The organism is Sporosarcina ureae, assembly GCF_002101375.1.
GTDB lineage: Bacteria > Bacillota > Bacilli > Bacillales_A > Planococcaceae > Sporosarcina > Sporosarcina ureae_B.
In genome coordinates this window covers 1,575,019-1,600,179 of the sequence record NZ_CP015207.1, presented here as the reverse complement: position 1 = coordinate 1,600,179, position 25,161 = coordinate 1,575,019, and the positions used below count along the sequence as shown (strand labels likewise).

Genomic DNA, 25,161 nt, shown 5'->3' with positions numbered 1-25,161 from the left:
AACATAAAATGGCGATTAAGAAGTACAAAGCTACCTCCAACGGACGTCGTAACATGACTTCTTCTGATTTTGCTGAGATTACAGCTAGCAAACCAGAAAAATCATTGCTTGAACCAGTCAAGCGTAAAGGCGGACGTAACAACCAAGGTAGAATGACAGTTCGTCACCAAGGTGGAGGACATAAGCGCCAATACCGTGTCATCGATTTCCAACGTCGGAAAGATGGCATTCCAGGACGCGTTGCTACGATCGAATACGATCCAAACCGTTCGGCAAACATCGCATTAATCAATTATGCAGATGGAGAAAAGAAATACATCCTTGCTCCTAAAGGATTGACAGTAGGTTCCACAATCATTTCAGGACCTGAAGCGGATATCCGCGTAGGAAATGCTCTACCATTAGAGAACATCCCTATGGGTTCTACGATTCACAACATTGAAATGAAGCCAGGCAAAGGCGGACAATTAGTTCGTTCTGCAGGAACTTCTGCTCAACTACTAGGACGCGAAGGCAAATACGTCATCATTCGTCTACAATCAGGTGAAGTTCGTATGATCCTTGCTACTTGCCGTGCTACAATCGGTCAAGTTGGTAACGAACAACACGAATTGATCAACATTGGTAAAGCAGGTCGTTCACGTTGGTTAGGCAAACGCCCATCTGTTCGTGGATCTGTAATGAACCCTAACGATCACCCACACGGTGGTGGTGAAGGACGTACACCAATCGGTCGTCCAAGTCCTGTTACTCCTTGGGGTAAACCAACTCTTGGATTCAAGACACGTTCGAAGAACAATAAATCAGATAAACTTATCGTTCGCCGTCGTAAAAAATAATGTTATTGCACTGCGGTTCAGTAGATGGACCGTAGTACATACTTGGAAGGAGGTTCCAGAATGGGCCGCAGCTTGAAAAAAGGACCTTTTGCAGATGACCATTTACTAAAAAAGGTTGACGCACAAAAAGACTCAGAAAAGAAACAAGTTATTAAAACATGGTCACGCCGTTCAACAATCTTCCCGACTTTCATCGGATTGACGATTGCAGTATATGATGGACGTAAACATGTTCCTGTTTATGTAACAGAAGATATGGTAGGTCATAAACTAGGTGAATTCGTACCTACACGCACATACCGAGGCCATGGTGCCGACGATAAGAAAACAAAACGCTAATTTGAGAGGAGGTTATCCTGATGCAACAAGCTAAAGCATCTGTACGCACAGTCCGTATTGCTTCTCGCAAAGTTCGTTTGGTCGTTGATCTTATCCGCGGCAAGAATATAGGTGAAGCTATGGCTATTCTACGACTTACGCCTAAAGCGGCATCTCCAGTCGTGGAAAAATTATTGAAATCAGCAATTGCAAACGCTGAACATAACTACGAAATGGATACTGAGAACTTAATCGTCAGTGAAGTATTCGTAGATGAAGGACCAACAATGAAACGTTTCCGTCCACGTGCACAAGGTCGTGCAAGTGCGATCAACAAACGTACAAGCCACATCACATTAGTGGTATCTGAAAAGAAGGAGGGGTAATTAGTGGGCCAAAAAGTACATCCTAATGGACTACGTGTAGGCGTCATCCGTGACTGGGACTCAAAATGGTACGCGGAAAAAGATTATGCGTCCTTACTACATGAAGACTTAAAGATCCGTGAATACATCGAAAAACGTCTTGTAGAAGCATCTGTTTCAAAGGTTGAAATTGAGCGTGCTGCTAAGCGTGTTAATATTACAATCCACACTGCAAAGCCAGGTATGGTTATCGGTAAAGGTGGTTCCGAAGTAGAAACACTTCGTAAGCAACTTAACGAGATTACAGGCAAGCGTGTACACATCAACATCGTAGAAATCAAACGTGCTGATTTGGATGCGAGATTAGTCGCAGAATCAATCGCTCGTCAATTAGAAAGTCGTGTATCATTCCGTCGTGCTCAGAAACAAGCGATTCAACGTACTATTCGTTCTGGCGCAAAAGGAATTAAAACACAAGTGTCTGGTCGTCTCGGCGGTGCTGATATCGCTCGTGCAGAACACTACAGTGAAGGAACTGTCCCTCTTCATACATTACGTGCAGATATAGATTATGCACATGCTGAAGCTGATACTACTTATGGTAAGCTTGGCGTAAAGGTATGGATTTATCGTGGTGAAGTCCTTCCAGTAAAAGTTAAGAAGAACTCTGGGGAAGGAGGCAAATAATATGTTAATGCCTAAACGTGTAAAACATCGTCGTGTATTCCGTGGGAAAATGCGTGGTGAAACAAAAGGTGGCGCTACAGTTCAGTTTGGTGAGTTTGGTCTTCAAGCTCTAGAAGCAAGTTGGATCACTAACCGTCAGATTGAATCTGCTCGTATTGCTATGACTCGTTACATGAAACGTGGCGGTAAAGTATGGATCAATATTTTCCCGCACAAACCATATACTAAAAAGCCTCTAGAAGTCCGGATGGGTTCCGGTAAAGGTGCTGTAGAAGGCTGGGTTGCAGTTGTGAAACCTGGTAGAGTAATGTTCGAAATTGCAGGTGTTTCAGAAGAGGTTGCTCGTGAGGCACTTAGACTTGCATCGCACAAACTTCCTGTAACAAGCAAGTTTGTAAAACGACAAGAAATTGGTGGTGAGTCTAATGAAAGCTAATGAAATTCGTGACTTAACAACTGCAGAGATTGAGCAAAAAGTGAAATCACTTAAAGAAGAGCTTTTCAACCTTCGCTTCCAGTTAGCGACAGGTCAATTAGAAAACACTGCACGCATCCGTGAAGTACGCAAATCGATTGCGCGCATGAAAACTGTAATACGACAAAGAGAAATCAGTGCAAATAACTGATGAAGGAGGTTGCAGCCATGACTGAGCGTAATCAGCGCAAAGTATACACAGGCCGTGTGGTTTCCGATAAAATGGATAAAACCGTTACGGTAATGGTAGAAACATACAAAAAACATTCTTTATACGGTAAGCGTGTAAAGTATTCTAAGAAACTTAAAGTTCATGATGAGCTAAACGAAGCGAAAATCGGCGATGTTGTTCGTATTATGGAAACACGTCCATTATCAGCAACTAAGCGTTTCCGTCTTCTAGAAGTCGTTGAAAAAGCGATCATCATCTAATAGGTTTTTAACTCAGATTTCGGAAGGAGGTAACCTCGATGATTCAACAGGAAAGTAGAATGAAAGTTGCTGACAACTCTGGTGCACGCGAAGTACTAACAATTAAAGTACTAGGCGGATCAGGTCGTAAAGTAGCTAACATCGGTGACGTAGTTGTTGTTACGGTTAAGAAGGCAACACCAGGTGGCGTTGTTAAGAAGGGTGACGTTGTAAAAGCGGTCATCGTTCGTACGAAAAGTGGAGTTCGTCGTAAAGACGGTTCATACATTACATTCGATGAGAATGCTTGCGTTATTATCCGTGATGATAAAGGGCCACGTGGAACACGTATTTTCGGACCAGTTGCTCGCGAACTACGCGACAATAACTTCATGAAAATCATTTCACTTGCTCCAGAAGTTCTTTAATTCTAATGACAGAGCCAGTCAAGGAGGTGCGATAAATGCACGTTAAAAAAGGCGACAAAGTAATGGTGATCTCTGGGAAAGATAAAGGCAAAACAGGTGTGATCCTAACTGCTTACCCGAAAAAAGACCGTGTGCTTGTTGAAGGTATTAATATCGTCAAGAAACACACAAAGCCGAACCAAGAAAACCCACAGGGCGGAATTGTAAGCCAAGAGTCTACAATCCACGTCTCAAACGTGATGGTAATCGATCCTAAAACAGGCGAGCCGACTCGTGTAGGTTACAAAATGGAAGACGGTAAAAAAGTACGTATTGCAAAAAAATCCGGTGAATCATTGGATAAGTAAGTATTGCATGAAAGGAGGTCCGACTGATGAGTCGTTTGAAAGAGAAGTTTTCTAAAGAAATCACACCTGCTCTAATGAGCAAGTTTGAATATACATCTGTTATGCAAGTTCCTAAAGTAGATAAAATCGTTATCAACATGGGTGTTGGTGATGCTGTCCAAAATACAAAAGCACTTGATGCAGCTGTTGAGGATCTTGCAACTATTTCAGGTCAAAAACCAGTCATTACGAAAGCGAAAAAATCTATCGCAGGATTCCGTTTACGTGAAGGAATGCCGATCGGAGCTAAAGTAACGCTTCGCGGTGAGCGCATGTATGAGTTCCTCGATAAATTAGTTACAATCTCATTACCACGTGTACGTGACTTCCGTGGCGTTTCTAAAAAAGCGTTTGACGGTCGCGGTAACTATACTCTTGGTGTGAAAGAGCAACTTATTTTCCCTGAAATTGACTTCGATAAAGTATCAAAAGTACGAGGGATGGATATCGTCATCGTGACGACAGCTAACACTGATGAAGAAGCACGTGAGTTGCTTGCACAGTGTGGCATGCCATTCCAAAAGTAAAATAATAGGGAGGCGAAAACGTGGCTAAGAAATCTATGATCGCTAAACAGAAACGTACGCCAAAGTACAAAGTACAAGAATATACACGCTGCGAACGTTGTGGCCGTCCACATTCAGTATATCGCAAATTTAAACTTTGCCGTATTTGTTTCCGCGAACTTGCATACAAGGGACAACTTCCTGGCGTCAAAAAAGCCAGCTGGTAAACCCCTAATTAGGGAAGGAGGTTAATTCAAATGACAATGAGTGATCCGATTGCAGATATGCTTACACGCATCCGTAATGCGAACATGGTTCGCCACGAGAAGCTTGAGGTACCTGCTTCAAACGTAAAGAAAGAAATCGCTGAGATCTTAAAACGAGAAGGTTTCGTTCGCGATGTGGAATACGTGGAAGATAACAAACAAGGCATCATCCGCATTTTCCTAAAATACGGTCAAGATAACGAACGCGTTATCAATGGCTTGAAACGTATTTCTAAACCAGGACTTCGTGTATATGCTAAATCAAATGAAGTTCCTAAAGTACTTAACGGCTTAGGTGTTGCACTAGTTTCTACATCAAACGGTGTATTAACAGACAAAGAAGCCCGCGCTAAACAAGTCGGCGGAGAAGTCGTCGCTTACGTTTGGTAATTAGCTACAATTGAATGGAGGTGCAATAGAATGTCCCGTATTGGTAATCGTCAGATCGAAGTCCCTGAAAACGTTACTGTAACAATTTCAGAGGGAAACTTCGCTACTGTTAAAGGTCCGAAAGGTGAACTTTCGAGACAATTAGATAAAGAAATTACGATCACTCACGAAGGTAATGTAATTACATTTACTCGTCCTTCTGAATCAAAAGCTCACCGTTCAATTCACGGTACTACACGCTCTGTACTTAACAACATGGTAGTGGGAGTATCTACAGGATTTGAACGCACACTTGAATTGGTTGGGGTTGGATATCGTGCTTCTATGCAAGGGAAAAAACTTGTATTGAACGTAGGTTACTCACATCCAGTTGAATTCACACCAGAAGAAGGTGTAGAAGTTGAAGTTCCAGCGAACACGAAAATAATCGTTCGCGGATACAACAAAGAACACGTAGGTGCTCTTGCTTCTAACATCCGTCAAGTACGTCCACCAGAGCCATATAAAGGTAAAGGTATTCGTTATGAAGGCGAAATTGTTCGTCGTAAAGAAGGTAAAACAGGTAAATAATACCGCCCGAGGTATTTGGAAGGAGTGACTCCGATGATCACGAAACAAGATAAAAACGCTGTCCGTAAAAAGCGTCACGCACGTGTGCGTACGAAAATCAGCGGAACTGCAGAGCGTCCACGTCTAAACGTTTACCGTTCAAACAAACACATCTATGCACAATTGATTGATGATTTGAATGGTGTAACAATCGTTAGCGCTTCTACAAGAGATAACGATGTTGAGACTGGCTCTACTGGCAACACTGAATCTGCAGCTAAAGTCGGCGAGCTTATTGCAAAGAAAGCTGTTGAAAAAGACGTTAAAACGGTTGTTTTCGACCGCGGCGGATATCTTTTCCACGGCCGTGTAAAAGCATTAGCCGATGCTGCACGCGAAAATGGACTGGAATTTTAATTAAGAGGGAGGGACATATTTCATGCGTCGTAATGATCAGAACAAAAGTGAGTTCGAAGAACGCGTAGTAACGATCAACCGCGTTGCGAAAGTTGTAAAAGGTGGACGTCGTTTCCGCTTCACTGCACTTGTCGTAGTCGGTGATAAAAACGGTCGTGTCGGTTTTGGTACTGGTAAAGCACAAGAAGTTCCAGATGCAATCCGTAAAGCAATTGAAGATGCGAAGAAAAACTTGATTGTAGTGCCAATGGTCAAAGGTACAACTCCACATGAAGTAATCGGACGCTTTGGTGCAGGACAAATCCTCATCAAACCAGCTGCTCCGGGTACTGGTGTTATCGCAGGTGGACCTGTCCGTGCGGTACTTGAACTTGCAGGCATCACGGATATTCTTTCTAAATCTCTTGGATCAAGCACACCGATCAATATGGTACGTGCAACAATCGAAGGGTTGCAGAATTTGAAGCGCGCAGAAGACATTGCCAAATTGCGTGGTAAATCCGTAGAAGAACTGTTAGGTTAAGGGGGGAAATACAATGACGAACAAACTTGAAGTCACCCTTACGAAAAGTGTTATTGGTTCAAAACCGACACAACGTAAAACAATTGAAGCACTAGGTCTTCGAAAGTTAAATCAAACAGTTGAGCATCAAAGCAACGATGCCATCCGTGGTATGATCACAAAAGTTAGCCACTTGGTAACCGTTAAAGAAATTTAAGTACTATTTTACAATAAGGAGGTGCCGATAAGATGAAATTACATGAGCTAAAACCAGCTGAAGGATCTCGTAGAAACCGCAAACGTGTTGGTCGTGGGATTGGATCTGGAACAGGTAAGACTTCTGGTAGAGGTCATGACGGCCAAAACGCTCGTTCAGGCGGCGGTGTACGTCTTGGTTTCGAAGGTGGACAAATTCCTCTTTTCCAACGACTTCCTAAGCGCGGGTTCACGAACATCAATCGTAAAGATTATGCCATCGTTAACCTCGATACATTAAATCGTTTCGAAGAAGGCACGGAAGTAACACCGGAATTGCTAATTGAGACTGGTGTTGTAAGCAACGCTAAATCTGGTATCAAGATTCTGGGTAACGGAACACTTGATAAGAAGATCACAGTACGTGCTAACAAATTCTCCGCTTCTGCAAAAGAAGCAATTGAAAAAGCAGGCGGGCAAACAGAGGTGGTATAATGTTTCAGACAATCTCTAATTTCATGCGTGTGAAGGAGATCCGGTCTAAAATAATTTTCACCCTCCTAGTGCTCATCGTTTTCAGACTAGGGACATTTGTTCCGGTTCCAAACGTTGATGCAACTGCTTTGCAACAATCAGATAATCAGTTTATCGGATTCTTGAACACATTCGGTGGAGGAGCATTATCCAACTTCTCGATCTTTGCAATGGGGATAATGCCGTATATCACGGCATCCATCATTGTACAACTCTTGCAGATGGATGTTGTTCCAAAGTTTACTGAGTGGTCAAAACAAGGGGACGTCGGAAGACGAAAGCTTGCACAATTCACAAGATATTTCACGATTGTTCTTGCCTTTATTCAAGCACTTGCCATGTCATTTGGTTTCAACCAAACGTTTGGTGGTACACTGATTCAAGACAACAGCATATCCACTTATATCACAATTGCAATTGTATTGACTGCCGGTACAGCTTTCCTACTATGGCTTGGTGAACAAATTACTGCAAAAGGTGTTGGGAATGGTATTTCCATCATTATCTTTGCAGGGATTGTCGCCGGCATTCCGAATGCTGTTAACCAGTTGTATGTAACGCAAATTCAAGACGCTGGAGATGCACTATTTATTAGAATTGCAACGATGGTCTTGTTATTGATCGTAATCGTAGCCATTGTAGTCGGAGTTATTTACTTCCAAGAAGCATTGCGGAAAATTCCGATTCAATATGCGAAGCGTGTCTCAGGACGTAATCAATCTGTTGCAAGTCAACAAACACATTTACCTTTGAAATTGAATGCTGCAGGAGTTATCCCGGTAATCTTTGCGGTGGCATTCTTCATCACGCCACAACAAATCGCTCCATTTTTCGGTGAGAACAGTGTAACTAAAACTATTATTCGGATCTTCGATTATACGAATCCGATCGGTATGATTTTATATGTAACACTTATTGTCGCGTTTACGTATTTCTATGCATTCATTCAAGTGAATCCAGAAAATATGGCAGACAATCTGAAAAAGCAAGGGGCATATATCCCGGGAATTCGCCCAGGAGCAAACACTCAAAAGTACTTAACAAGTACTCTGTATAGGCTGACGTTCGTCGGCTCGATTTTTCTTGCCGTCGTAGCAGTTATGCCAATTTTCTTCATTAACTTGGCGAATTTGCCTGAATCCGCTCAAATCGGCGGAACGAGCTTGCTCATCGTAGTAGGGGTTGCCCTCGAATCAATGAAGCAATTAGAATCACAATTAGTGAAGAGACATTACAGAGGCTTTATGAAATAAAAAGCAATAGCCTGACCTATTGTAAACAAACGGAGGGCAAGGACGTATGAACATCGTATTAATGGGTCTGCCTGGTGCTGGTAAAGGTACACAAGCAGACAAAATTGTCGAGAAGTACGGAATCCCTCATATTTCTACAGGCGATATGTTCCGTGCTGCCATCAAAGATGGCACGGAACTTGGAGTTAAAGCGAAATCGTTCATGGATCAAGGAGCATTAGTTCCTGATGAAGTTACCATTGGTATCGTGCGTGAGCGTTTAAGCAAAACGGATTGTGACAATGGATTTCTTCTTGATGGTTTTCCTAGAACAGTACCTCAAGCTGAAGCACTAGATGCTTTACTTAAGGATTTAGGAAAAAGCATTGAGTACGTATTGGACATCGAAGTCGATACGCAAGAATTAGTTGCACGATTATCTGGGCGTCGTATTTGTAAAGTGTGTGGCACATCGTATCACTTGATCTTCAATCCTCCAGAGGTAGAAGATGTGTGTGATAAAGATGGTGGCGAACTTTACCAGCGTGCAGATGATAATCCGGATACTGTCATGAATCGTCTGGAAGTAAATATGAATCAGACAGCTCCTTTACTCGACTTTTATGGCGAAAAAGGTGTACTGACTAAAATTAATGGCCAACAGGACATTAATCTTGTATTCAAGGACTTGGATGCAATTTTGCAACAGCATAAAAAGTAATCAATCCTTTTCGGGCGCATCTTCATCATTGTTCGGAAAGTAATGGATGAAAACGAACTGCAAAAGCTTTAAGTTCCTGTTATAAGATAAATGAGAGTTTATCATTAATTCCTTGGTAGTTCTGACATGCATTCTATTGCCAATGGCAGTATAATATATAATTGGCACTGCAACGAGGGCAATAAAGGATCTCATTCGCAATTTATGCGAAACAGCGAAATGTGGCAGACGTCTTTCGAACATCACTCATGCTAACTGGACATATGTTGAAGGAAGCCTTTTGAAGGCAACTGATGCCGCTCGATGGTGAAAGCCTTTATTGGATATAGAAGGGAGACAGGATTGATGGCGAAGGACGACGTAATTGAGGTAGAAGGAACTGTTCTTGAAACGTTGCCGAATGCGATGTTTAAAGTGGAGTTAGAAAACGGACATACTGTGCTTGCACACGTGTCAGGTAAAATTCGTATGCACTTTATTCGTATTCTGCCAGGCGACAAGGTGACATTGGAACTTTCACCTTACGATTTAACACGTGGTCGTATCACATACCGTTTCAAATAAACTTTTGCACTCCCGAAATATTGAAGGAGGTTGGGTAGGATGAAAGTAAGACCATCTGTAAAACCGATCTGCGAAAAATGTAAAGTTATTCGTAGACGCGGCCGGGTAATGGTAATCTGTGAAAATCCAAAGCATAAACAAAGACAAGGCTAAAACACAAGGAGGTGCACAACTTATATGGCACGTATTGCTGGTGTAGACGTTCCGCGCGATAAGCGCGTTGTCATTTCATTGACATATATATTCGGTATTGGTAAAACAACTGCACAATCAATTTTAACTGCAGCTGATGTTTCTCAAGAGACTCGCGTTCGTGATTTAACTGACGCTGAACTTGATAAGATTCGTGAACAAATTGACGGCTTGAAAGTAGAAGGAGATCTTCGTCGTGAAACTTCTCTAAACATCAAGCGTTTGATGGAAATCGGTAGTAACCGTGGAATCCGTCACCGTCGTGGATTGCCTGTTCGTGGACAAAACACGAAAAACAATGCACGTACGCGTAAGGGTCCTAAACGCACAATGGCTAACAAGAAAAAATAATAGGTAAAGGAGGGTTCTTTCCAACATGGCACGTAAACAACAAACTCGTAAACGTCGTGTAAAAAAGAATATTGAGACTGGTATTGCACATATCCGTTCAACGTTCAATAACACTATCGTAACTATCACGGATAGCCACGGTAATGCACTTTCATGGTCTAGCGCTGGTGCACTTGGCTTTAGAGGTTCCCGTAAATCTACTCCGTTTGCTGCACAAATGGCTGCTGAAACTGCAGCGAAAACAGCAATGGAACATGGTTTGAAATCATTGGAAGTAACAGTTAAAGGCCCAGGTGCTGGTCGTGAAGCGGCTATCCGTTCACTACAAGCTGCAGGTCTTGAAGTTACTGCAATCAGAGACGTAACTCCAGTTCCACACAATGGTTGTCGCCCGCCAAAACGTCGTCGCGTATAATCGGTTTGAATCTATTGGATTAAGAAAGACAATTTTTGTTAATACTGTTGAAATAGACTATCTATTATCAGTGAATTCAATAAGGTTAAACCAATATAGAGACGTTTTGAGGAGGGTAAATAAATGATCGAGATTGAAAAACCAAAGATTGAAACAGTAACGATCGGTGAAGATTCACAGTTCGGTAAGTTTATTATCGAACCTTTAGAGCGTGGATATGGAAATACCTTAGGGAATTCCTTGCGCCGCATTCTCTTGTCTTCATTACCAGGAGCTGCTGTGACATCTATTCAAATCGATGGTGTACTTCATGAATTCGCTACAATTGAAGGTGTCGTCGAAGACGTATCTACAGTTATTTTGAATGTGAAGAAACTAGCACTCAAAATTTACTCAGATGATGAGAAAGTTATTGAGATCGATGTGAAAGGTGAAGGCGTCGTGACGGCTGCAGACATCACACATGATAGTGATGTTGAAGTATTAAATCCAGATCTCCCGATTGCTACTCTCGGTAAAAATGGACATTTACGTATGCGTATGTATGCTGTACGTGGACGCGGATATGTTCCTTCCGATCAAAACAAACGTGAGGATCTAGCGATTGGTGTGATTCCAATTGACTCGATTTACACTCCTGTATCACGCGTTAATTTCCAAGTTGAAAACACTCGCGTCGGACAAAGTACCAACTTTGATAAGTTGACACTCGATGTATGGACAGATGGAAGCATAGGTCCTAAAGAGGCAGTATCGCTTGGAGCTAAGATTCTTACAGAGCATTTGAATATATTCGTTGGTATGACTGACGAAGCACAAACTGCAGAAATCATGGTAGAAAAAGAAGAAGACCAAAAAGAAAAGGTTCTGGAAATGACGATTGAAGAACTTGATCTTTCTGTTCGATCTTATAACTGCTTGAAGCGTGCAGGCATCAATACGGTTTTAGAACTTGCTAACAAGTCTGAAGACGAAATGATGAAAGTGCGAAACTTAGGCCGTAAATCGCTTGAAGAAGTGAAGGCTAAATTGGATGAGCTAAACCTTGAGTTACGCTCTGAAGAGTAACTGACATATATTGAAGGAGGGTAACTTCAAATGGGATACAGAAAACTTGGACGCACAAGTTCACAACGTAAAGCAATGCTTCGCGACTTAACGACAGATCTTATTATTCACGAGCGCATCCAGACAACTGAAACACGTGCGAAAGAATTACGTAAAGTAGTTGAAAAGATGATCACTCTTGGAAAACGTGGAGATCTTCATGCACGTCGTCAAGCGGCTGAATATATTCGTCGTGAAAAGGTGACTGTTGAAAACGCAGAAGGCGAAGAAGCAACAGTGTTTGCACTTCAAAAACTTTTTGATACAGTAGCACCACGTTATGCAGATCGCCAAGGCGGTTATACACGTATAATGAAAATGGGACCTCGCCGTGGCGATGGCGCACCAGTAGTTATTATCGAACTGGTGTAATTCCAACACTTCGAGGGTGTGTCTGTCACGCACAGCACACCCTTTTATTACAAGTACGAGATTTATACGACATAAAAGCTGAGTGTTATGATCCGCGAGTAATCGACTGGTCTAGCTCTACGTACCTCATCTGAGATGTCGGCATGAGCACCCGGCATTTTCGTTTTCAAAGGCGCATTCCTTAGATGAGGTACGCGCTTTTTTTTTATACATAAGAATAATGGAGTACATAAGAATTATAGTGATTCATAACAACATCTAAGAGGAGGAATCCAGATGAAGGAAATAGCGTCGATGCACCACGTTGACTTTTCTTACGAGATTGAAGAAGAGGAATCTTCGCTTATGTCAACTAAAGCATTACATGATATATCTTTCACTTTGTATGAAGGAGAATGGCTGGCAGTTGTAGGACATAACGGTTCTGGTAAGTCGACGTTAGCCAAGCTATTGATTGGCTTGATGTTTCCTTCGTCAGGTGAAGTACATCTCTTTTCTGAACGACTATCAGAAGAAAATCTTTGGGAGACACGTTCCCGTATGGGCATTGTCTTTCAGAACCCTGATAACCAGTTTGTCGGTTCAACGGTGCAGGATGATGTAGCATTTGCACTTGAAAACAATGGCGTACCACACGACATGATGGTAAAACGTGTTCATGAGGCTCTGGAGCAGGTGAAGATGACAGAATACATCAATCATGAGCCGCATCATCTCTCAGGTGGGCAGAAGCAGCGTGTGGCGATTGCAGGTGCATTAGCTTTGCATCCTGAACTGCTTATTCTAGATGAAGCCACTTCCATGTTGGATCCCCAAGGACGTGAAGAAGTAATCGAGATCGTCAAGAAATTACGGTCTGAAATCGGACTGACTGTGTTATCCATTACGCATGACTTGGAAGAAGTGTTATTGGCAGATCGTATATTGGTTATGAATGAAGGACAAGTCTTGATGGTAGGTACACCGCAGGAAATCTTTCAACAAGGTACTGAACTTGAACAGGTTGGACTCGATCTGCCGTTTGCTTTACGTGTTTCTGAGTTATTAAAAATAGCTGGCGTAGAGTTGGAAAGCAATCATATGACAGAAGAAGAGTTGGTGAATGAATTGTGGACATTTCACTTCAGCAAGTAGGCTACTTATACGCTAAAGATTCACCGTTTGAGAAACGTGCCTTGCAGGACGTGACAGCTACAATCCCTTCAGGTTCTTATACGTCAATCATTGGTCATACAGGATCAGGGAAATCGACATTATTGCTTCATTTGAATGGTTTGCTAAAGCCGTCTGAGGGTATTGTCAAAATAGGTGACACGATGATTACTGCACAGACTAAAGGTAAGCAGATGAAAGAAGTTCGACACCAAGTAGGGATTGTGTTTCAGTTTCCTGAACATCAGTTATTTGAAGAGACAGTTGAAAAAGATATTATGTTCGGTCCTATCAATTTTGGTGTGCCGAAAGAGGTAGCAAGGTCTCGCGCACATGAACTAGTAAAGCTTTTAGGTCTGCCTGAAGATGTGTTGCAAAAGTCTCCTTTTGAGCTATCAGGAGGTCAAATGCGGCGTGTTGCCATTGCAGGTGTCCTTGCGTTCAAACCGTCTGTCTTAGTCCTTGACGAGCCGACAGCAGGGCTAGACCCTAAAGGTCGTAAAGAAATTATGGAGTTGTTCCATCATTTGCATAAGACAGAGAGTTTAACGACTATCCTCGTTACACATAGTATGGAAGACGCCGCACGCTACAGTGATCGGATTCTGGTGATGCATGAGGGGACAGCCGTGATGGAAGGGACGCCTGAAGATATATATAGTCTGGAAGAGGAACTCCATTCATTTCGACTCAGCGTCCCGCGTTCTGTGCGTTTTCAACGTGAAGTAGAAAGGATGAGTGGACAGCGTTTTGATCGTATTGCACTTACGGAAGAAGTATTGGCGCAAGAACTAGCAAAAGCCATTGCAAGAAAAGGGGAGCGGCCATGTTAGAAAAAATGATTATTGGCCGTTTTATTCCCGGTACATCTATTGTGCATCGTATGGATCCGCGTTCCAAATTACTCTTTGTCTTTCTGTTTGTAGTAGCAGTGTTCTTGGCAAATAACGTAGTGTCTTATGCCATTTTGCTTGGTTTCACGGCGTTTGTCATTGCACTTGCTAGAATCAGACCATATTTTCTAATCAACGGGTTGAAACCGGTCATCTTTTTAATCATTTTTACTCTTTTATTACATATTTTCTTCACACGCGAAGGACCCATTATATTTGAATGGAAGTTTATTAAAATTTATGAAGAAGGATTGCGAATGGGTATATTCATATCTATCCGATTTTTGGTCCTTGTTTTGATTACGACAGTATTGACGTTAACCACTTCACCGATCTCAATTACGGATGGATTGGAAACACTACTCAATCCGTTTAAAAAGCTGAAATTGCCCGTACATGAATTAGCGTTGATGATGTCCATTTCTCTACGTTTCATTCCAACTCTTATGGACGAAACAGATAAAATATTAAAGGCACAACTAGCAAGAGGATCTGATTTAAGTACCGGTTCCATCAAAGAACGGATACAGGCAGTCATTCCTTTGCTTGTACCGCTATTTGTTAGTGCATTTAAGCGTGCAGAAGATTTGGCAATTGCAATGGAAGTGCGTGGTTACCGTGGTGGGGAAGGTCGCACAAGGTTCCGTCAGCTGTCTTGGCATATGAGGGATACTGCTGTCCTAATCGCTTTTGTGCTATTAGTAGGTGTATTGCTATGGGTAAGGAAGTGAATAAATTGAAACGAATGAAAGCGACTGTTTCGTATGACGGTACGAACTTTGCTGGCTATCAATCTCAGCCAGGCATGCGGACAGTTCAAGCAGAGATCGATAAGGCACTTGTTAAATTGCATAAAGATTCTACATCACACGCAGTAGCAAGCGGACGAACCGATGCTGGTGTTCATGCGTTAGGTCAGGTTATCCATTTTGACACACCTCTTGATTTAGGTGATCGATGGCTGATGGCATTAAATGTGCTTCTACCTAAAGACGTACGCATAACTGCGATTGAACAGGTGTCTGAAGAATTCCATGCGCGTTACGGTGCAAAAGGTAAAACGTATCGATATAAATGGTCCTATGGAGAATTACAAAGTCCATTCGAACGTAATTTTGCTGTCCATTTAGGTAGATGGAATCCAGATGTAGAACGAATGAATGCAGGTGCTGCCTATTTAATCGGCACACATGATTTCACAAGTTTCTGTTCGGCGAAGACTGCTACTTCGAATAAAGTCCGTACGATCCGAAAACTAACACTTGAACGTCATCAAGATGAACTGATTCTTGAAGTGGAAGGTGATGGATTTCTTTACAATATGGTCCGGACGATTGCGGGTGCTTTGCTGGCGGTCGGTATTGGTTGGGACGAGCCAGAAGATATCCAGAAAATTCTCGAGGCGAAAGATCGTCAAAGAGCAGGGAAGACAGCGGCAGCACACGGTTTGTACTTACTAGAAGTTACTTATTGAACTCATGGCAACTAATCCTGGTGTATTCATAAAAACGCTTGACTTTATTGACAATAAAGGGTAACATGATAAATGGTATTTCAATAACCCCACAAACAAGCCCCGGAAGTTTATTTGTGTTTAGGGATAGAGAAAACAAGGGAACAGATTTGATATTTTAGGAGGAAATACAATATGCGCACAACATTCATGGCTAAAGGTCACGAAGTCGAACGTAAATGGCTAGTTGTCGACGCTGAAGGACAAACGCTTGGTCGTCTTGCTTCAGAAGTTGCAACTCTTTTACGCGGTAAACATAAACCGACGTTTACACCACATGTTGATACAGGTGATCACGTCATCATCATCAACGCTGAAAAAATCCATTTGACAGGTAATAAATTGAAAGATAAATTATACCACCGTCACTCTGGTTACACAGGTAGCCTTAAGTCACGTACTGCTCTTGAGATGCGTACTAACTACCCTGTAAAAATGCTTGAACTTGCGATTAAAGGAATGCTTCCAAACGGTCCTCTAGGTCGTCAAACAATTAAGAAATTACATGTATACGCTGGTCCAGAGCATCAGCATATCGCACAAAAACCAGAAGCTTTCGAGCTTCGCGGTTAATTAAGAGGAGGAAACCCACTTGGCACAAGTACAATATATCGGCACTGGCCGTCGTAAAAGTTCAGTAGCTCGTGTACGTCTAATTCCTGGCGAAGGCAAAATTGTCGTCAATAATCGTGACGTAGAGGACTACGTACCATTCGAAACACTTCGTGAAATCATTAAACAACCACTAGTTACAACGGAAACACTTGGAAGCTATGATATCCACGTTAACGTTAACGGTGGAGGTTACACAGGTCAAGCAGGCGCAATCCGTCACGGCGTTGCTCGTGCATTGCTTACTGTAGATCCTGATTTCCGTGCAGCACTTAAATCAGCAGGATTCCTAACACGTGACCCACGTATGAAGGAACGTAAGAAACCAGGTCTTCGCGGCGCTCGTCGTGCACCTCAGTTCTCAAAACGTTAATTTGTTTTTTCAAAAGCTCTTCTCATTATTTTATGAGAAGGGCTTTTTTACGTCCTGTATTCTGTATTTAGGGATGAAAATTTACTACTAGTTGTGCAGTAAACCCTGCAAGCTCTATGGGTATCGGTTTGCTAATTTATCATACTTCGCATCACTTATCATATGTGAATTTCTTTATACCAAATGACTATATGACGAGATGTGATTTAAGCATTTTAACTGCAATAAAATCTGTTTTAGTTGTACTTTTGTAAGTAGATAACTTGTCAGCTCCTTTCGTAAGCGGGAACACTTGAATCTTCACCGAGAAACTGTACAATAAATTAGTAGCAGTAACTCCAAATTACTTTCTAAAACTTTGTGATAAGGAAAGTAGACCACCCTTCATATCCAGTTGTTCAAGATATTTGAGAGACTCACGGATCACCCCCTGATGTAATGAGTCATTAACGATTCAACTGCGACTAGACCATTTAATAAACATCTCGTTACTAATTTATATGATACGAAATTAGAGCTAACTAGAAAGAAACCATTTCTTCAAATAACAATAATCATTTGTCAGAAAAGTGTTATACAGGTGACGTTTATGCTAACTTGCATTTGGGTAAACTGTGACAAGTTGTATTTTTCTATTCATACTCGTTTTAGTCCAATTGAACTGTATGAATGAATAAAAATGTGTGGAACGATTGAAAGAGTAAAGTAGGCTGACATAATTTTTTACACTTTATAGAATATTCAACAGTTTTAATTTATTTGGAGATAAAAGTTTACTGCAATATATTATTTTAGGAGGTTGAACAATGCGATTACTACCGCGCGAAATTGATAAATTAATGATTGTTGTTGCTGCAGACGTTGCCAGAAGACGAAGGGAACGAGGGCTTAAATTGAATCATCCAGAAGCAATGGCTCTTATTACATATGAAGTGATGGAAGGTGCCAGAGATGGTAAAACAGTAGCAGAACTTATGGCTTATGGCGCGACAATTTTATCCCGTGAAGATGTAATGGATGGTATTCCAGAAATGATCGATGATATCCAAGTTGAGGCAACATTCCCGGATGGGACGAAGTTGGTCACAGTGCATAATCCGATAAGATAGATTGTTTATAAAAAGAAAGGGGAGACAACGATGATACCAGGCGAATATATTTTAAAAGATGAACCGATCATCTGTAATGAAGGCGCAGAAAGTATACATGTACAAGTTATTAATCATGGTGACAGACCCATCCAAGTCGGTTCTCATTACCATTTCTATGAAGTAAATCTTGCCCTGAATTTTGATCGGGAAGTGACGTACGGTAAACGCCTCAATATACCGGCAGGTGCTGCTGTTCGTTTTGAACCGGGTGATGAAAAAGAAGTGCAGCTAATTGACTATGCTGGAGAAAGAGAAGTTTACGGATTTCATAATAAAGTAGACGGACCATTGGAAGGCGGGAATACGAAATGAGTTTTAAAATGGATAGAGAGCAATATGCTCAAATGTTCGGGCCGACAACTGGAGACTCTGTTCGACTAGCAGATACAAATTTATTCATCCAAATTGAAAAAGATTTTACTAAATACGGAGAAGAAGTTGTGTTTGGTGGTGGGAAAGTCATTCGTGATGGAATGGGGCAACATCCATTCATTACGCGCGAAGAAGATGAACGAGTCCCTGATACAGTCATTACGAATGTTATCGTTCTTGACTATACGGGGATATATAAAGCTGACCTAGCAATTCGTGACGGTAAAATTTCAGGTATTGGTAAAGCAGGTAATCCGCTTGTTCAAGACAAAGTAGATATTATTATTGGAGCTTCCACTGAAATTATTTCGGGAGAAGGTAAGATTATTACGGCTGGTGCAATTGATACGCACGTACATTTCATTAATCCTGCGCAAGTAGATGTTGCACTTACGGCTGGGACAACCACATTAATCGGCGGTGGAGCTGGACCAGGAGATGGTTCTAGAGCTACGACTGCCACACCGGGTGCTTGGCATCTTCATTCAATGCTTAAGGCTTTAGATGGACAACCAATCAATATTGGTTTAACAGGTAAAGGGCATGCGGCTGCGGGAGCTCCCTTAGCGGAACAAATAATTGCTGGAGCGATTGGTTTGAAAGTCCATGAAGATTGGGGGGCGACACCATCCGTTCTTGATCATGCATTACGAATTGCTGATGAATATGATGTACAAGTCGCACTTCACGCGGATACATTAAATGAATCGGGATTTTTTGAAGATACGATTAAAGCGATTGATGGTCGTGGTATCCATATGTACCATACGGAAGGTGCAGGAGGCGGACATGCTCCCGATTTAATTAAATCTGCAGGTATGATGAATGTGTTGCCGGCTTCTACCAATCCGACATTGCCGTATACGATTAATACGATTGATGAGCATTTGGATATGGTCATGGTTGCCCATAACTTAAATCCATCCGTGCCAGAAGATATTGCATTTGCGGATTCACGCATCCGTAACGAAACGATTGCTGCGGAAGATGTTTTACAAGACTTGGGTGTCTTTAGTATGACAAGCTCCGATTCTCAGGCGATGGGCCGTATCGGTGAAGTTGCACTTCGTACATGGCAAGTAGCTCATAAAATGAAAAAGCAACTTGGGGTCATGGAAGGTGACAGTGAGTATTCGGATAATAATCGGGTAAAACGCTATGTCGCTAAATATACGATCAATCCTGCTATTGCTCATGGCGTATCGGAGTATATCGGTTCAATTGAAATTGGGAAAATAGCGGACCTTGTCTTGTGGGATCCGAAGTTCTTTGGAGTCAAACCGGAGATGATCTTGAAAAGTGGAATGGCGGTCTTTAGCTTAATGGGCGATGCGAATGCAACGATTCCTACACCGCAACCAATGATTTATCGCCCGATGTATGCCACGCTCGGGAAAGCACTGTCGCAAAGTTCCATTACATTTGTTTCGCAGATCGCATATGATCAAGGAATCAAAGAGAAGCTTGGACTTGAAAAAGTGGTACTCCCTGTCCGTAATATACGGAGTCTTACAAAAAAGGATATGAAGTTAAATACAGCTACGCCACATATTGAAGTAGATCCACAAACGTATGAAGTAAAAATCGATGGAAAGCATATAACATGCGACCCAGTTGACGAAGTGCCAATGGGGCAACGCTATTTCCTATTCTGAGGTGAAGAAAATGATTATAGAAGAAGTCTTAATGAACGTCAGGGATTTAGATCCAAGTGAGTATGAAAGTCGTCATAAAGAGAAAGTGTACTTAGAAAGTGCACATTTAATGAAGAGAATTCAACGCGTAGAAACCGATCATGGACGTGAAATTGGTATTCGATTAAATAGCCCGCGTGATTTGGAAGCGGGAGACATTCTGTTTATGGATGATAAGAATATTATTTTGGTTGATGTCCTTTCTGATGATTTAATTATTATTAGCCCGCGGACGATGCTTGAAATGGGAACGATTGCTCATCAACTTGGAAATCGTCATTTACCTGCGCAATTTGAGGATGAAGATATGCTCGTGCAATATGATTATTTAGTTGAAGATTTGCTGCGAGAAATGGATATTCCATTCAAGAGAGAAGAGCGAAAAGTTGCAAAGGCTTTCCGTCATATTGGGCATAGCCATGACTAACCATGCATTATCCTTGTTACAGCTATGCGATTCTAGTTTTCCCATAGGCTCTTTTAGTCAATCATTCGGGCTAGAAACTTATATCCAGAACGACAAGGTTATCGATGCTAATACATTTTCTGAGTGGTTAAATGTCTATGTGCATGAACAGCTTGCATATGCAGACGGCTTAGCTGTTAGACTCGCTTATGATGCATTGGATATGAATGAACTTGATAAGATTTGGGAACTGGATCGCATATTGACTGTGCAGAATCTTGCCCGCGAATCCCGCGATGGTACACAGCGTATGGGCGATAGGATGTTAGATATTGCAGAATCCATTTACAAAATACCGGTATTATCTACCTACACGCAGAAAATTCGTGATAAACAAGCTTTTGGCCATCCCGCTATTGTTTTTACGATGATTGGACATCACTTACAAGTAGAAAAGAATACAACGATTTTATATTATTTATACTCGACGGTTGTTAGTCTCGTGCAAAACGCTGTACGGGCTATCCCGCTTGGACAAACTGCAGGACAGAAAATTATTTATACTTTTCAACAACAACTTCAGCAAACAACAGACAAAATAATGAAGTTAGATCAAGAAGAGTTTGGTATTGTATCACCAGGACTCGAGCTTTCACAAATGCAACACGAACGTGTTGGAATACGTATTTTTAGTTCATAATGAACAGAATGAAATTGATGATAAGGATGTGCTTAGAATGGGACCAATTAAAATAGGTGTCGGTGGACCAGTTGGTGCAGGAAAAACAATGCTTGTCGAAAAACTCACACGCGCTTTAGATGGCGAAGTGAGTATGGCAGTCATTACTAATGATATATATACGAAAGAAGATGCTAAATTTTTAGTAGCGAACGGTATTCTTCCTGAAGACCGTATTGTAGGTGTGGAAACAGGAGGCTGCCCACATACGGCGATTCGTGAAGATGCCTCGATGAACTTCGCAGCAATTAATGAACTGAAGGAAAAGCATCCCGACGTCGAGTTGATTTTTGTAGAGAGTGGCGGCGATAACCTAGCAGCTACGTTTAGTCCGGAACTCGTAGACTTTTCCATTTATATAATTGACGTGGCGCAAGGTGAAAAAATCCCACGTAAAGGTGGACAAGGAATGATTAAATCTGATTTGTTTATTATTAACAAAACAGATTTGGCACCATATGTCGGGGCAAGACTTGAGGTAATGGAATCTGACACGAAAATATTTAGAGGGAATAAACCGTTCTTTTTTACTAATTTAAAAGATGATCAGGGACTAGATGAAGTAGTAGAGTGGGTCAGGAAGCATGCGTTGTTAAAAGGACTAGGACAAGATGTCTGAATGGACAGGTGTTCTTGACCTCGTCATGGAAAATCGGCTAGGCCGCTCCGTGGCGAAAAGTGTCTACTTTCAAGGCGCATTTAAAGTAATGCGTCCCGTCTATTTCAATAAGAATAGTTATCCATGCTATTACTTATTGAATCCTGGCGGTGGTTATTTAGATGGTGATCGGTATCAAATGAAAGTCACACTGGGTGAACAGGCAATGCTAACGTTGACGACTCAGTCAGCGACGAAAGTATATAAAACGCCGACCAAGCAAGTATACCAAGAGACCGTCTTTCATCTGAAAAAAGACAGTTATTTAGAGTACTTACCGGATGCACTGATTGCATACGAGGATGCCAGTTGTTATCAGAAAAATAGTGTGTATATGGAAAAGGGAGCAACTTTTCTGTATTCTGATATATTGACTCCAGGTTGGTCACCGGAAGGAAGAAAATTCAGCTACGACATGCTCCGTTTGAAAACGGAGATTTATATGGAAGGTCAACTTGTTGTCTTTGATCATATTAAACTTCATCCAGCATCCCAAGACATGAATGAGTTAGGATTTATGGAAGGATATACACATTTAGGTTCGTTAATTGTCGTTGGAGAAAAAACGAGTGATGCGCTATTGGATCGATTATATGAAACGATTCAACAAGAGATTGGAGAATTTGCATTTGGATTATCCAAGCTTGCTGTTCCGGGCTTCACCATTCGCATATTGGCAAACTATACACAAGTTATAGAACGGATTATTTCAGTCTGCCACCACGTGATTAGCGATGAATGGAATCAACCGAAACCAAGTTTTTTAAGGAAGTACTAAAGACAGCCCGACAATTCAAAAGAGTTGTCGGGCTTTTTCTAAGAATTTTGTTAGTACTATACAAATTACTATGTATGAATAGTATTGAAGAAGATTTTATAATTCAATATGATTTGAAGTTCGCAGATTGGAGTGTGTTCGAACAACTAAGGTACCAGACAAGCGAAATAGGTAGAGTGTCATTTCCGATGATTGAAACACAGAAATTAGGGTATTATTATACATACGAGCTGCGGCATTTTATGGGCTTTGGCCTCTCCGTCAAACTAAGCAAATTATAGGAGTTTTTGGGTGTATTGGCTCCAACACTCGAGTGGATTAACAGAGGCTACAATAAATCGTTATACAAATGTATATTTGGCATTCTTTGCAAGGAACAAAGGAGTAATTGAGTAGACGACATGTAAGATGACTGTGATCACCAATTTTTTAACCGTATTTCCGAATTCCATAAAATATGTCAGAACATGAATTGATTTGACAACAAACTATTGCTGAGATATATTTGAATTTAAATTTCAGTATGATAAGGAATTTATAAGTAGCAAAAATGATGGGAAATTAAACTATGGGCTAGGTTGCTTGAATTAGAATTGTTGATGAAGTAAGATGAGCTATTTAATAAAAAAAGAATGGATACTATTTTTGGAGGTGTTTCCTGTGGTAGATGACTTTGAAGTGGAAAAAGTTTTTGAAGACAGGCAGTACGAGCGAATTCAGTTTAAGCTCATCATAGAAGGTCGCAATTACAAAGCAGACTATCATGATGGTAAAATCCAATGGCTTAATCCACACCCTAAGCAAGACGTTGGTGAAGAAGAAGTAAATGCCATAGAGGATAAAGTTTTGGAACTGTTATCCGAGCAAGGGATTAGAAATGAAGCGGATGATATTGAGATCGAACGTTCGATTAGCAATAATCAAACTCGGCCACTTCAGTTATTTAAATTGAAGATTCAAGGCGAAGAATTTAAAGGCACATTTATTAATGGCGAAGTTGAGTGGTTTCATCCTAAACCAAGACGTAAACTAAAAGAAGAGCGCGTGAAAAAAATAGAAGAAGATGTTCAGAAGAAGCTAAACGAACATTTAGAATAACGAATGGACACTACATGAAATCTGCCGAAATAGATATAGTCGATTGGAAAAGATCTATTTAAGATCTGTTGCCAATGGTAGTGTTGTATGTAGTGCAACAAGTACTCTCAATTCGTTTGACCTTTCCGACAAGATATGACTACAATGGATACACAAATGAAATAGTTGTTACCGCTAGGGGTGCTCTGTTGAGCTGAGAGAAGCATATTGCTTTAACCCTTTAACTTGATCCGGTTCATACCGGCGTAAGGAAGTGGTGCAGATGTTACGTAGCTTAGTTAAGTGCTTTGTGACGTCTCTCCGCCACTTCTGGTCAAGAAGTGGTTTTTTCATTTATTAAGAAAAAAGGGGAGAGTATACATGAAGTTCACTGAGCGTTTATTAGAGAAAACATTACCGATTTGGAGACAGAATCATAGTCATCCGTTTGTCCAAGAAATTGGAAATGGGACGTTGGATCCGGATAATTTTCGATTTTATATGGTGCAAGACTATTTATACTTAATTGATTATGCGAAAGTGTTTGCTGTAGGCACTATGAAAGCGACCGATGTAGAGATGATGGGGAAATTCGCTGCGTTGCTTAACGGCACATTAAACACAGAAATGGAGCTTCATCGTAAATATGCGGCGCGCTTTGGCATTACCGAAGAAGAGCTCGAGAATGCCAAGCCGTCTCCAATTGTCCTAGCGTATACGCACTATATGCTACATGTTAGTCAAAACGGTTCTTTAGCAGAAGTAGTCGCTGCATTATTGCCTTGTGCGTGGAGTTACTGGGAGATAGGCAAAGAGCTTGCTGCGTTACCAGGAGCGTTGGATCATCCATTGTATGGTGACTGGATTCGCATGTATTCATCGGAAGACTTTGGTGAGTTGGCTACTTGGTGCTTAGAATTAATGGATGAAACTGCGGAAGGTAAGCCTGAATCGGAACTAGCGAGGCTAGAAGAGATTTTCCTTAATACGACTCGTTATGAGTATATGTTCTGGGACATGGCATATACGAAACAGATGTGGCCTGGTGTGCAGGAAGAACAGATGATTACAAAGTAATACACAAGAAACGTCCGACTAACATAGTTGGATGTTTTTTATTTAGAATCGAATGGGTAGAAACAGCGCATGCTATTTCCAAAGGAGGTGTGCGCCATCTTAGCGAAAGTAGGTTTGGCACTTGGAGTATTATGGACAAGTGGGTTGGGTACTAGTGATGCGCCAGCTGCTGCACATAGTAAAGTTGAAGTACCGGCATACGCCAAATGGTCAAGGCTTGCGATCAAGCAAACGATGCTTAAATATCCTCATGCAGATATCAAGGATTACTTGCATATCGCAACCGACTCAAAAAAAGTTACAAACGTGGAAAAATTTCAACTTTGGCTAAAAGAGGAAGAACGGGAATTCGGTGTGATAGTGACTGTCACCTATTCAACTGAAACAGGTAAATTTATTCGCATTGATTTTCAAGAAATACCTGTTCACTAAAAAAACGCCCCT

At 41.4% G+C, this 25,161-nt stretch carries 41 protein-coding genes and 1 riboswitch; all 41 genes read left to right on the top strand.

What is annotated here, in order from left to right:
* Nucleotides 1-8 precede the first annotated feature (8 nt).
* The 41 genes from rplB to SporoP8_RS07805 all read left to right on the top strand — a co-directional run bounded on the left by rplB (nt 9) and on the right by SporoP8_RS07805 (nt 25,149).
* Nucleotides 9-839 (top strand): 50S ribosomal protein L2, encoded by an 831-nt coding sequence (rplB, locus tag SporoP8_RS08010; protein WP_085132012.1) that lies wholly within the window; start codon nt 9-11, stop codon nt 837-839.
* A 60-nt stretch (nt 840-899) separates the two neighbouring features.
* Entirely contained in the window at nt 900-1,178 is a 279-nt protein-coding gene (rpsS, locus tag SporoP8_RS08005) for a 30S ribosomal protein S19 (RefSeq protein WP_085132011.1), read from the top strand.
* Nucleotides 1,179-1,198: 20 nt separating this feature from the next.
* On the top strand, nt 1,199-1,543 hold the full coding sequence (rplV, locus tag SporoP8_RS08000; RefSeq protein WP_037561627.1) for a 50S ribosomal protein L22: 345 nt from the start codon (nt 1,199-1,201) through the stop codon (nt 1,541-1,543).
* Between the two features lie 3 nt (nt 1,544-1,546).
* Nucleotides 1,547-2,209 carry a 30S ribosomal protein S3 gene (rpsC, locus tag SporoP8_RS07995; RefSeq protein ID WP_085132010.1) on the top strand — a complete coding sequence of 221 codons (663 nt, stop codon included), beginning with the start codon at nt 1,547-1,549 and terminating at the stop codon, nt 2,207-2,209.
* A gap of 1 nt (nt 2,210) precedes the next feature.
* Nucleotides 2,211-2,645, top strand: a complete 435-nt coding sequence (rplP, locus tag SporoP8_RS07990) for a 50S ribosomal protein L16 (RefSeq protein ID WP_085132009.1) — start codon at nt 2,211-2,213, stop codon at nt 2,643-2,645.
* Complete coding sequence (gene rpmC / locus SporoP8_RS07985; protein WP_025783856.1) at nt 2,635-2,835, top strand: 50S ribosomal protein L29; 201 nt, start codon at nt 2,635-2,637, stop codon at nt 2,833-2,835. Before rplP ends, rpmC begins: the two co-directional genes overlap by 11 nt.
* A gap of 17 nt (nt 2,836-2,852) precedes the next feature.
* Nucleotides 2,853-3,116 carry a 30S ribosomal protein S17 gene (rpsQ, locus tag SporoP8_RS07980; protein ID WP_029053269.1) on the top strand — a complete coding sequence of 88 codons (264 nt, stop codon included), beginning with the start codon at nt 2,853-2,855 and terminating at the stop codon, nt 3,114-3,116.
* Nucleotides 3,117-3,154: 38 nt separating this feature from the next.
* Nucleotides 3,155-3,523, top strand: coding sequence for a 50S ribosomal protein L14 (rplN, locus tag SporoP8_RS07975; RefSeq protein WP_081243203.1), 369 nt, complete (start codon nt 3,155-3,157; stop codon nt 3,521-3,523).
* 35 nt (nt 3,524-3,558) lie between these two features.
* Nucleotides 3,559-3,870 carry a 50S ribosomal protein L24 gene (gene rplX, locus SporoP8_RS07970; protein ID WP_029053267.1) on the top strand — a complete coding sequence of 104 codons (312 nt, stop codon included), beginning with the start codon at nt 3,559-3,561 and terminating at the stop codon, nt 3,868-3,870.
* 26 nt (nt 3,871-3,896) lie between these two features.
* Nucleotides 3,897-4,436: a 50S ribosomal protein L5 gene (gene rplE, locus SporoP8_RS07965; protein WP_085132008.1), complete on the top strand. Its 540-nt coding sequence runs from the start codon at nt 3,897-3,899 to the stop codon at nt 4,434-4,436.
* Nucleotides 4,437-4,456: 20 nt separating this feature from the next.
* Nucleotides 4,457-4,642, top strand: coding sequence for a type Z 30S ribosomal protein S14 (locus tag SporoP8_RS07960; RefSeq protein ID WP_008298870.1), 186 nt, complete (start codon nt 4,457-4,459; stop codon nt 4,640-4,642).
* Nucleotides 4,643-4,672: 30 nt separating this feature from the next.
* Nucleotides 4,673-5,071, top strand: a complete 399-nt coding sequence (gene rpsH / locus SporoP8_RS07955; RefSeq protein ID WP_029053265.1) for a 30S ribosomal protein S8 — start codon at nt 4,673-4,675, stop codon at nt 5,069-5,071.
* Between the two features lie 30 nt (nt 5,072-5,101).
* A complete protein-coding gene (gene rplF / locus SporoP8_RS07950) occupies nt 5,102-5,641 on the top strand; it encodes a 50S ribosomal protein L6 (protein ID WP_085132007.1) in 540 nt (179 codons plus the stop codon).
* Nucleotides 5,642-5,674: 33 nt separating this feature from the next.
* Nucleotides 5,675-6,037 (top strand): 50S ribosomal protein L18, encoded by a 363-nt coding sequence (gene rplR / locus SporoP8_RS07945; protein WP_085132006.1) that lies wholly within the window; start codon nt 5,675-5,677, stop codon nt 6,035-6,037.
* A gap of 22 nt (nt 6,038-6,059) precedes the next feature.
* A complete protein-coding gene (gene rpsE / locus SporoP8_RS07940; protein WP_083034251.1) occupies nt 6,060-6,560 on the top strand; it encodes a 30S ribosomal protein S5 in 501 nt (166 codons plus the stop codon).
* A 13-nt stretch (nt 6,561-6,573) separates the two neighbouring features.
* A complete protein-coding gene (rpmD, locus tag SporoP8_RS07935; protein ID WP_029053261.1) occupies nt 6,574-6,756 on the top strand; it encodes a 50S ribosomal protein L30 in 183 nt (60 codons plus the stop codon).
* A 32-nt stretch (nt 6,757-6,788) separates the two neighbouring features.
* Nucleotides 6,789-7,229, top strand: coding sequence for a 50S ribosomal protein L15 (gene rplO, locus SporoP8_RS07930; protein ID WP_083034249.1), 441 nt, complete (start codon nt 6,789-6,791; stop codon nt 7,227-7,229).
* Nucleotides 7,229-8,521, top strand: coding sequence for a preprotein translocase subunit SecY (gene secY, locus SporoP8_RS07925; protein WP_085132005.1), 1,293 nt, complete (start codon nt 7,229-7,231; stop codon nt 8,519-8,521). The genes rplO and secY overlap by 1 nt, the downstream gene beginning before the upstream one ends.
* Nucleotides 8,522-8,567: 46 nt before the next feature.
* Nucleotides 8,568-9,221 (top strand): adenylate kinase, encoded by a 654-nt coding sequence (locus SporoP8_RS07920; protein WP_085132004.1) that lies wholly within the window; start codon nt 8,568-8,570, stop codon nt 9,219-9,221.
* A 345-nt stretch (nt 9,222-9,566) separates the two neighbouring features.
* Nucleotides 9,567-9,785, top strand: a complete 219-nt coding sequence (infA, locus tag SporoP8_RS07915) for a translation initiation factor IF-1 (protein WP_029053257.1) — start codon at nt 9,567-9,569, stop codon at nt 9,783-9,785.
* A 39-nt stretch (nt 9,786-9,824) separates the two neighbouring features.
* Nucleotides 9,825-9,938: a 50S ribosomal protein L36 gene (gene rpmJ / locus SporoP8_RS07910; RefSeq protein ID WP_076758849.1), complete on the top strand. Its 114-nt coding sequence runs from the start codon at nt 9,825-9,827 to the stop codon at nt 9,936-9,938.
* A 24-nt stretch (nt 9,939-9,962) separates the two neighbouring features.
* Nucleotides 9,963-10,328: a 30S ribosomal protein S13 gene (rpsM, locus tag SporoP8_RS07905; protein ID WP_085132003.1), complete on the top strand. Its 366-nt coding sequence runs from the start codon at nt 9,963-9,965 to the stop codon at nt 10,326-10,328.
* 25 nt (nt 10,329-10,353) lie between these two features.
* Nucleotides 10,354-10,743 (top strand): 30S ribosomal protein S11, encoded by a 390-nt coding sequence (rpsK, locus tag SporoP8_RS07900; RefSeq protein ID WP_009499031.1) that lies wholly within the window; start codon nt 10,354-10,356, stop codon nt 10,741-10,743.
* A 123-nt stretch (nt 10,744-10,866) separates the two neighbouring features.
* On the top strand, nt 10,867-11,811 hold the full coding sequence (locus tag SporoP8_RS07895) for a DNA-directed RNA polymerase subunit alpha (RefSeq protein WP_029053255.1): 945 nt from the start codon (nt 10,867-10,869) through the stop codon (nt 11,809-11,811).
* Nucleotides 11,812-11,841: 30 nt separating this feature from the next.
* The gene (gene rplQ / locus SporoP8_RS07890; RefSeq protein ID WP_085132002.1) at nt 11,842-12,222 is read left to right on the top strand and encodes a 50S ribosomal protein L17; all 381 of its coding nucleotides are present in this window, start codon (nt 11,842-11,844) and stop codon (nt 12,220-12,222) included.
* A gap of 276 nt (nt 12,223-12,498) precedes the next feature.
* Nucleotides 12,499-13,356, top strand: a complete 858-nt coding sequence (locus SporoP8_RS07885; RefSeq protein WP_085132001.1) for an energy-coupling factor ABC transporter ATP-binding protein — start codon at nt 12,499-12,501, stop codon at nt 13,354-13,356.
* A complete protein-coding gene (locus SporoP8_RS07880; RefSeq protein ID WP_085132000.1) occupies nt 13,332-14,207 on the top strand; it encodes an energy-coupling factor ABC transporter ATP-binding protein in 876 nt (291 codons plus the stop codon). The genes SporoP8_RS07885 and SporoP8_RS07880 overlap by 25 nt, the downstream gene beginning before the upstream one ends.
* Complete coding sequence (locus tag SporoP8_RS07875) at nt 14,201-14,998, top strand: energy-coupling factor transporter transmembrane component T family protein (protein ID WP_085131999.1); 798 nt, start codon at nt 14,201-14,203, stop codon at nt 14,996-14,998. The genes SporoP8_RS07880 and SporoP8_RS07875 overlap by 7 nt, the downstream gene beginning before the upstream one ends.
* A gap of 5 nt (nt 14,999-15,003) precedes the next feature.
* Nucleotides 15,004-15,741, top strand: coding sequence for a tRNA pseudouridine(38-40) synthase TruA (truA, locus tag SporoP8_RS07870; RefSeq protein ID WP_085133588.1), 738 nt, complete (start codon nt 15,004-15,006; stop codon nt 15,739-15,741).
* 174 nt (nt 15,742-15,915) lie between these two features.
* Entirely contained in the window at nt 15,916-16,353 is a 438-nt protein-coding gene (rplM, locus tag SporoP8_RS07865) for a 50S ribosomal protein L13 (protein WP_085131998.1), read from the top strand.
* A gap of 19 nt (nt 16,354-16,372) precedes the next feature.
* Entirely contained in the window at nt 16,373-16,765 is a 393-nt protein-coding gene (gene rpsI / locus SporoP8_RS07860) for a 30S ribosomal protein S9 (protein ID WP_085131997.1), read from the top strand.
* Nucleotides 16,766-17,571: 806 nt separating this feature from the next.
* Nucleotides 17,572-17,874: an urease subunit gamma gene (locus SporoP8_RS07855; protein ID WP_085131996.1), complete on the top strand. Its 303-nt coding sequence runs from the start codon at nt 17,572-17,574 to the stop codon at nt 17,872-17,874.
* Between the two features lie 30 nt (nt 17,875-17,904).
* Nucleotides 17,905-18,228, top strand: coding sequence for an urease subunit beta (locus SporoP8_RS07850; protein ID WP_085131995.1), 324 nt, complete (start codon nt 17,905-17,907; stop codon nt 18,226-18,228).
* A complete protein-coding gene (gene ureC, locus SporoP8_RS07845) occupies nt 18,225-19,943 on the top strand; it encodes an urease subunit alpha (RefSeq protein ID WP_085131994.1) in 1,719 nt (572 codons plus the stop codon). Before SporoP8_RS07850 ends, ureC begins: the two co-directional genes overlap by 4 nt.
* Before the next feature lie 10 nt (nt 19,944-19,953).
* A complete protein-coding gene (gene ureE / locus SporoP8_RS07840) occupies nt 19,954-20,409 on the top strand; it encodes an urease accessory protein UreE (protein ID WP_085131993.1) in 456 nt (151 codons plus the stop codon).
* On the top strand, nt 20,402-21,088 hold the full coding sequence (locus tag SporoP8_RS07835; RefSeq protein ID WP_085131992.1) for an urease accessory protein UreF: 687 nt from the start codon (nt 20,402-20,404) through the stop codon (nt 21,086-21,088). The genes ureE and SporoP8_RS07835 overlap by 8 nt, the downstream gene beginning before the upstream one ends.
* 37 nt (nt 21,089-21,125) lie before the next feature.
* Nucleotides 21,126-21,746, top strand: coding sequence for an urease accessory protein UreG (ureG, locus tag SporoP8_RS07830; protein WP_085131991.1), 621 nt, complete (start codon nt 21,126-21,128; stop codon nt 21,744-21,746).
* Nucleotides 21,739-22,563 (top strand): urease accessory protein UreD, encoded by an 825-nt coding sequence (locus SporoP8_RS07825; protein ID WP_085131990.1) that lies wholly within the window; start codon nt 21,739-21,741, stop codon nt 22,561-22,563. Before ureG ends, SporoP8_RS07825 begins: the two co-directional genes overlap by 8 nt.
* Nucleotides 22,564-23,223: 660 nt before the next feature.
* Nucleotides 23,224-23,661, top strand: coding sequence for a YheE family protein (locus tag SporoP8_RS07815; protein WP_232319233.1), 438 nt, complete (start codon nt 23,224-23,226; stop codon nt 23,659-23,661).
* A gap of 166 nt (nt 23,662-23,827) precedes the next feature.
* A riboswitch (TPP riboswitch) is annotated at nt 23,828-23,930 on the top strand.
* A gap of 91 nt (nt 23,931-24,021) precedes the next feature.
* Entirely contained in the window at nt 24,022-24,717 is a 696-nt protein-coding gene (tenA, locus tag SporoP8_RS07810) for a thiaminase II (RefSeq protein WP_085131987.1), read from the top strand.
* Between the two features lie 69 nt (nt 24,718-24,786).
* Nucleotides 24,787-25,149 (top strand): DUF3889 domain-containing protein, encoded by a 363-nt coding sequence (locus tag SporoP8_RS07805; RefSeq protein WP_085131986.1) that lies wholly within the window; start codon nt 24,787-24,789, stop codon nt 25,147-25,149.
* Nucleotides 25,150-25,161: the final 12 nt, after the last annotated feature.

Bases quoted from the DNA above. Each gene is read 5' to 3' on its own strand.
- rplB (WP_085132012.1), top strand. From the start codon at position 9: ATGGCGATTAAGAAGTACAAAGCTACCTCCAACGGACGTCGTAACATG.
- rpsS (WP_085132011.1), top strand. From the start codon at position 900: ATGGGCCGCAGCTTGAAAAAAGGACCTTTTGCAGATGACCATTTACTA.
- rplV (WP_037561627.1), top strand. From the start codon at position 1,199: ATGCAACAAGCTAAAGCATCTGTACGCACAGTCCGTATTGCTTCTCGC.
- rplP (WP_085132009.1), top strand. From the start codon at position 2,211: ATGTTAATGCCTAAACGTGTAAAACATCGTCGTGTATTCCGTGGGAAA.
- rpmC (WP_025783856.1), top strand. From the start codon at position 2,635: ATGAAAGCTAATGAAATTCGTGACTTAACAACTGCAGAGATTGAGCAA.
- rpsQ (WP_029053269.1), top strand. From the start codon at position 2,853: ATGACTGAGCGTAATCAGCGCAAAGTATACACAGGCCGTGTGGTTTCC.
- rplN (WP_081243203.1), top strand. From the start codon at position 3,155: ATGATTCAACAGGAAAGTAGAATGAAAGTTGCTGACAACTCTGGTGCA.
- rplX (WP_029053267.1), top strand. From the start codon at position 3,559: ATGCACGTTAAAAAAGGCGACAAAGTAATGGTGATCTCTGGGAAAGAT.
- rplE (WP_085132008.1), top strand. From the start codon at position 3,897: ATGAGTCGTTTGAAAGAGAAGTTTTCTAAAGAAATCACACCTGCTCTA.
- rpsH (WP_029053265.1), top strand. From the start codon at position 4,673: ATGACAATGAGTGATCCGATTGCAGATATGCTTACACGCATCCGTAAT.
- rplF (WP_085132007.1), top strand. From the start codon at position 5,102: ATGTCCCGTATTGGTAATCGTCAGATCGAAGTCCCTGAAAACGTTACT.
- rplR (WP_085132006.1), top strand. From the start codon at position 5,675: ATGATCACGAAACAAGATAAAAACGCTGTCCGTAAAAAGCGTCACGCA.
- rpsE (WP_083034251.1), top strand. From the start codon at position 6,060: ATGCGTCGTAATGATCAGAACAAAAGTGAGTTCGAAGAACGCGTAGTA.
- rpmD (WP_029053261.1), top strand. From the start codon at position 6,574: ATGACGAACAAACTTGAAGTCACCCTTACGAAAAGTGTTATTGGTTCA.
- rplO (WP_083034249.1), top strand. From the start codon at position 6,789: ATGAAATTACATGAGCTAAAACCAGCTGAAGGATCTCGTAGAAACCGC.
- secY (WP_085132005.1), top strand. From the start codon at position 7,229: ATGTTTCAGACAATCTCTAATTTCATGCGTGTGAAGGAGATCCGGTCT.
- SporoP8_RS07920 (WP_085132004.1), top strand. From the start codon at position 8,568: ATGAACATCGTATTAATGGGTCTGCCTGGTGCTGGTAAAGGTACACAA.
- infA (WP_029053257.1), top strand. From the start codon at position 9,567: ATGGCGAAGGACGACGTAATTGAGGTAGAAGGAACTGTTCTTGAAACG.
- rpmJ (WP_076758849.1), top strand. From the start codon at position 9,825: ATGAAAGTAAGACCATCTGTAAAACCGATCTGCGAAAAATGTAAAGTT.
- rpsM (WP_085132003.1), top strand. From the start codon at position 9,963: ATGGCACGTATTGCTGGTGTAGACGTTCCGCGCGATAAGCGCGTTGTC.
- rpsK (WP_009499031.1), top strand. From the start codon at position 10,354: ATGGCACGTAAACAACAAACTCGTAAACGTCGTGTAAAAAAGAATATT.
- SporoP8_RS07895 (WP_029053255.1), top strand. From the start codon at position 10,867: ATGATCGAGATTGAAAAACCAAAGATTGAAACAGTAACGATCGGTGAA.
- rplQ (WP_085132002.1), top strand. From the start codon at position 11,842: ATGGGATACAGAAAACTTGGACGCACAAGTTCACAACGTAAAGCAATG.
- SporoP8_RS07885 (WP_085132001.1), top strand. From the start codon at position 12,499: ATGAAGGAAATAGCGTCGATGCACCACGTTGACTTTTCTTACGAGATT.
- SporoP8_RS07875 (WP_085131999.1), top strand. From the start codon at position 14,201: ATGTTAGAAAAAATGATTATTGGCCGTTTTATTCCCGGTACATCTATT.
- rplM (WP_085131998.1), top strand. From the start codon at position 15,916: ATGCGCACAACATTCATGGCTAAAGGTCACGAAGTCGAACGTAAATGG.
- SporoP8_RS07855 (WP_085131996.1), top strand. From the start codon at position 17,572: ATGCGATTACTACCGCGCGAAATTGATAAATTAATGATTGTTGTTGCT.
- SporoP8_RS07850 (WP_085131995.1), top strand. From the start codon at position 17,905: ATGATACCAGGCGAATATATTTTAAAAGATGAACCGATCATCTGTAAT.
- ureC (WP_085131994.1), top strand. From the start codon at position 18,225: ATGAGTTTTAAAATGGATAGAGAGCAATATGCTCAAATGTTCGGGCCG.
- ureE (WP_085131993.1), top strand. From the start codon at position 19,954: ATGATTATAGAAGAAGTCTTAATGAACGTCAGGGATTTAGATCCAAGT.
- SporoP8_RS07835 (WP_085131992.1), top strand. From the start codon at position 20,402: ATGACTAACCATGCATTATCCTTGTTACAGCTATGCGATTCTAGTTTT.
- ureG (WP_085131991.1), top strand. From the start codon at position 21,126: ATGGGACCAATTAAAATAGGTGTCGGTGGACCAGTTGGTGCAGGAAAA.
- SporoP8_RS07825 (WP_085131990.1), top strand. From the start codon at position 21,739: ATGTCTGAATGGACAGGTGTTCTTGACCTCGTCATGGAAAATCGGCTA.
- tenA (WP_085131987.1), top strand. From the start codon at position 24,022: ATGAAGTTCACTGAGCGTTTATTAGAGAAAACATTACCGATTTGGAGA.
- SporoP8_RS07805 (WP_085131986.1), top strand. From the start codon at position 24,787: ATGCTATTTCCAAAGGAGGTGTGCGCCATCTTAGCGAAAGTAGGTTTG.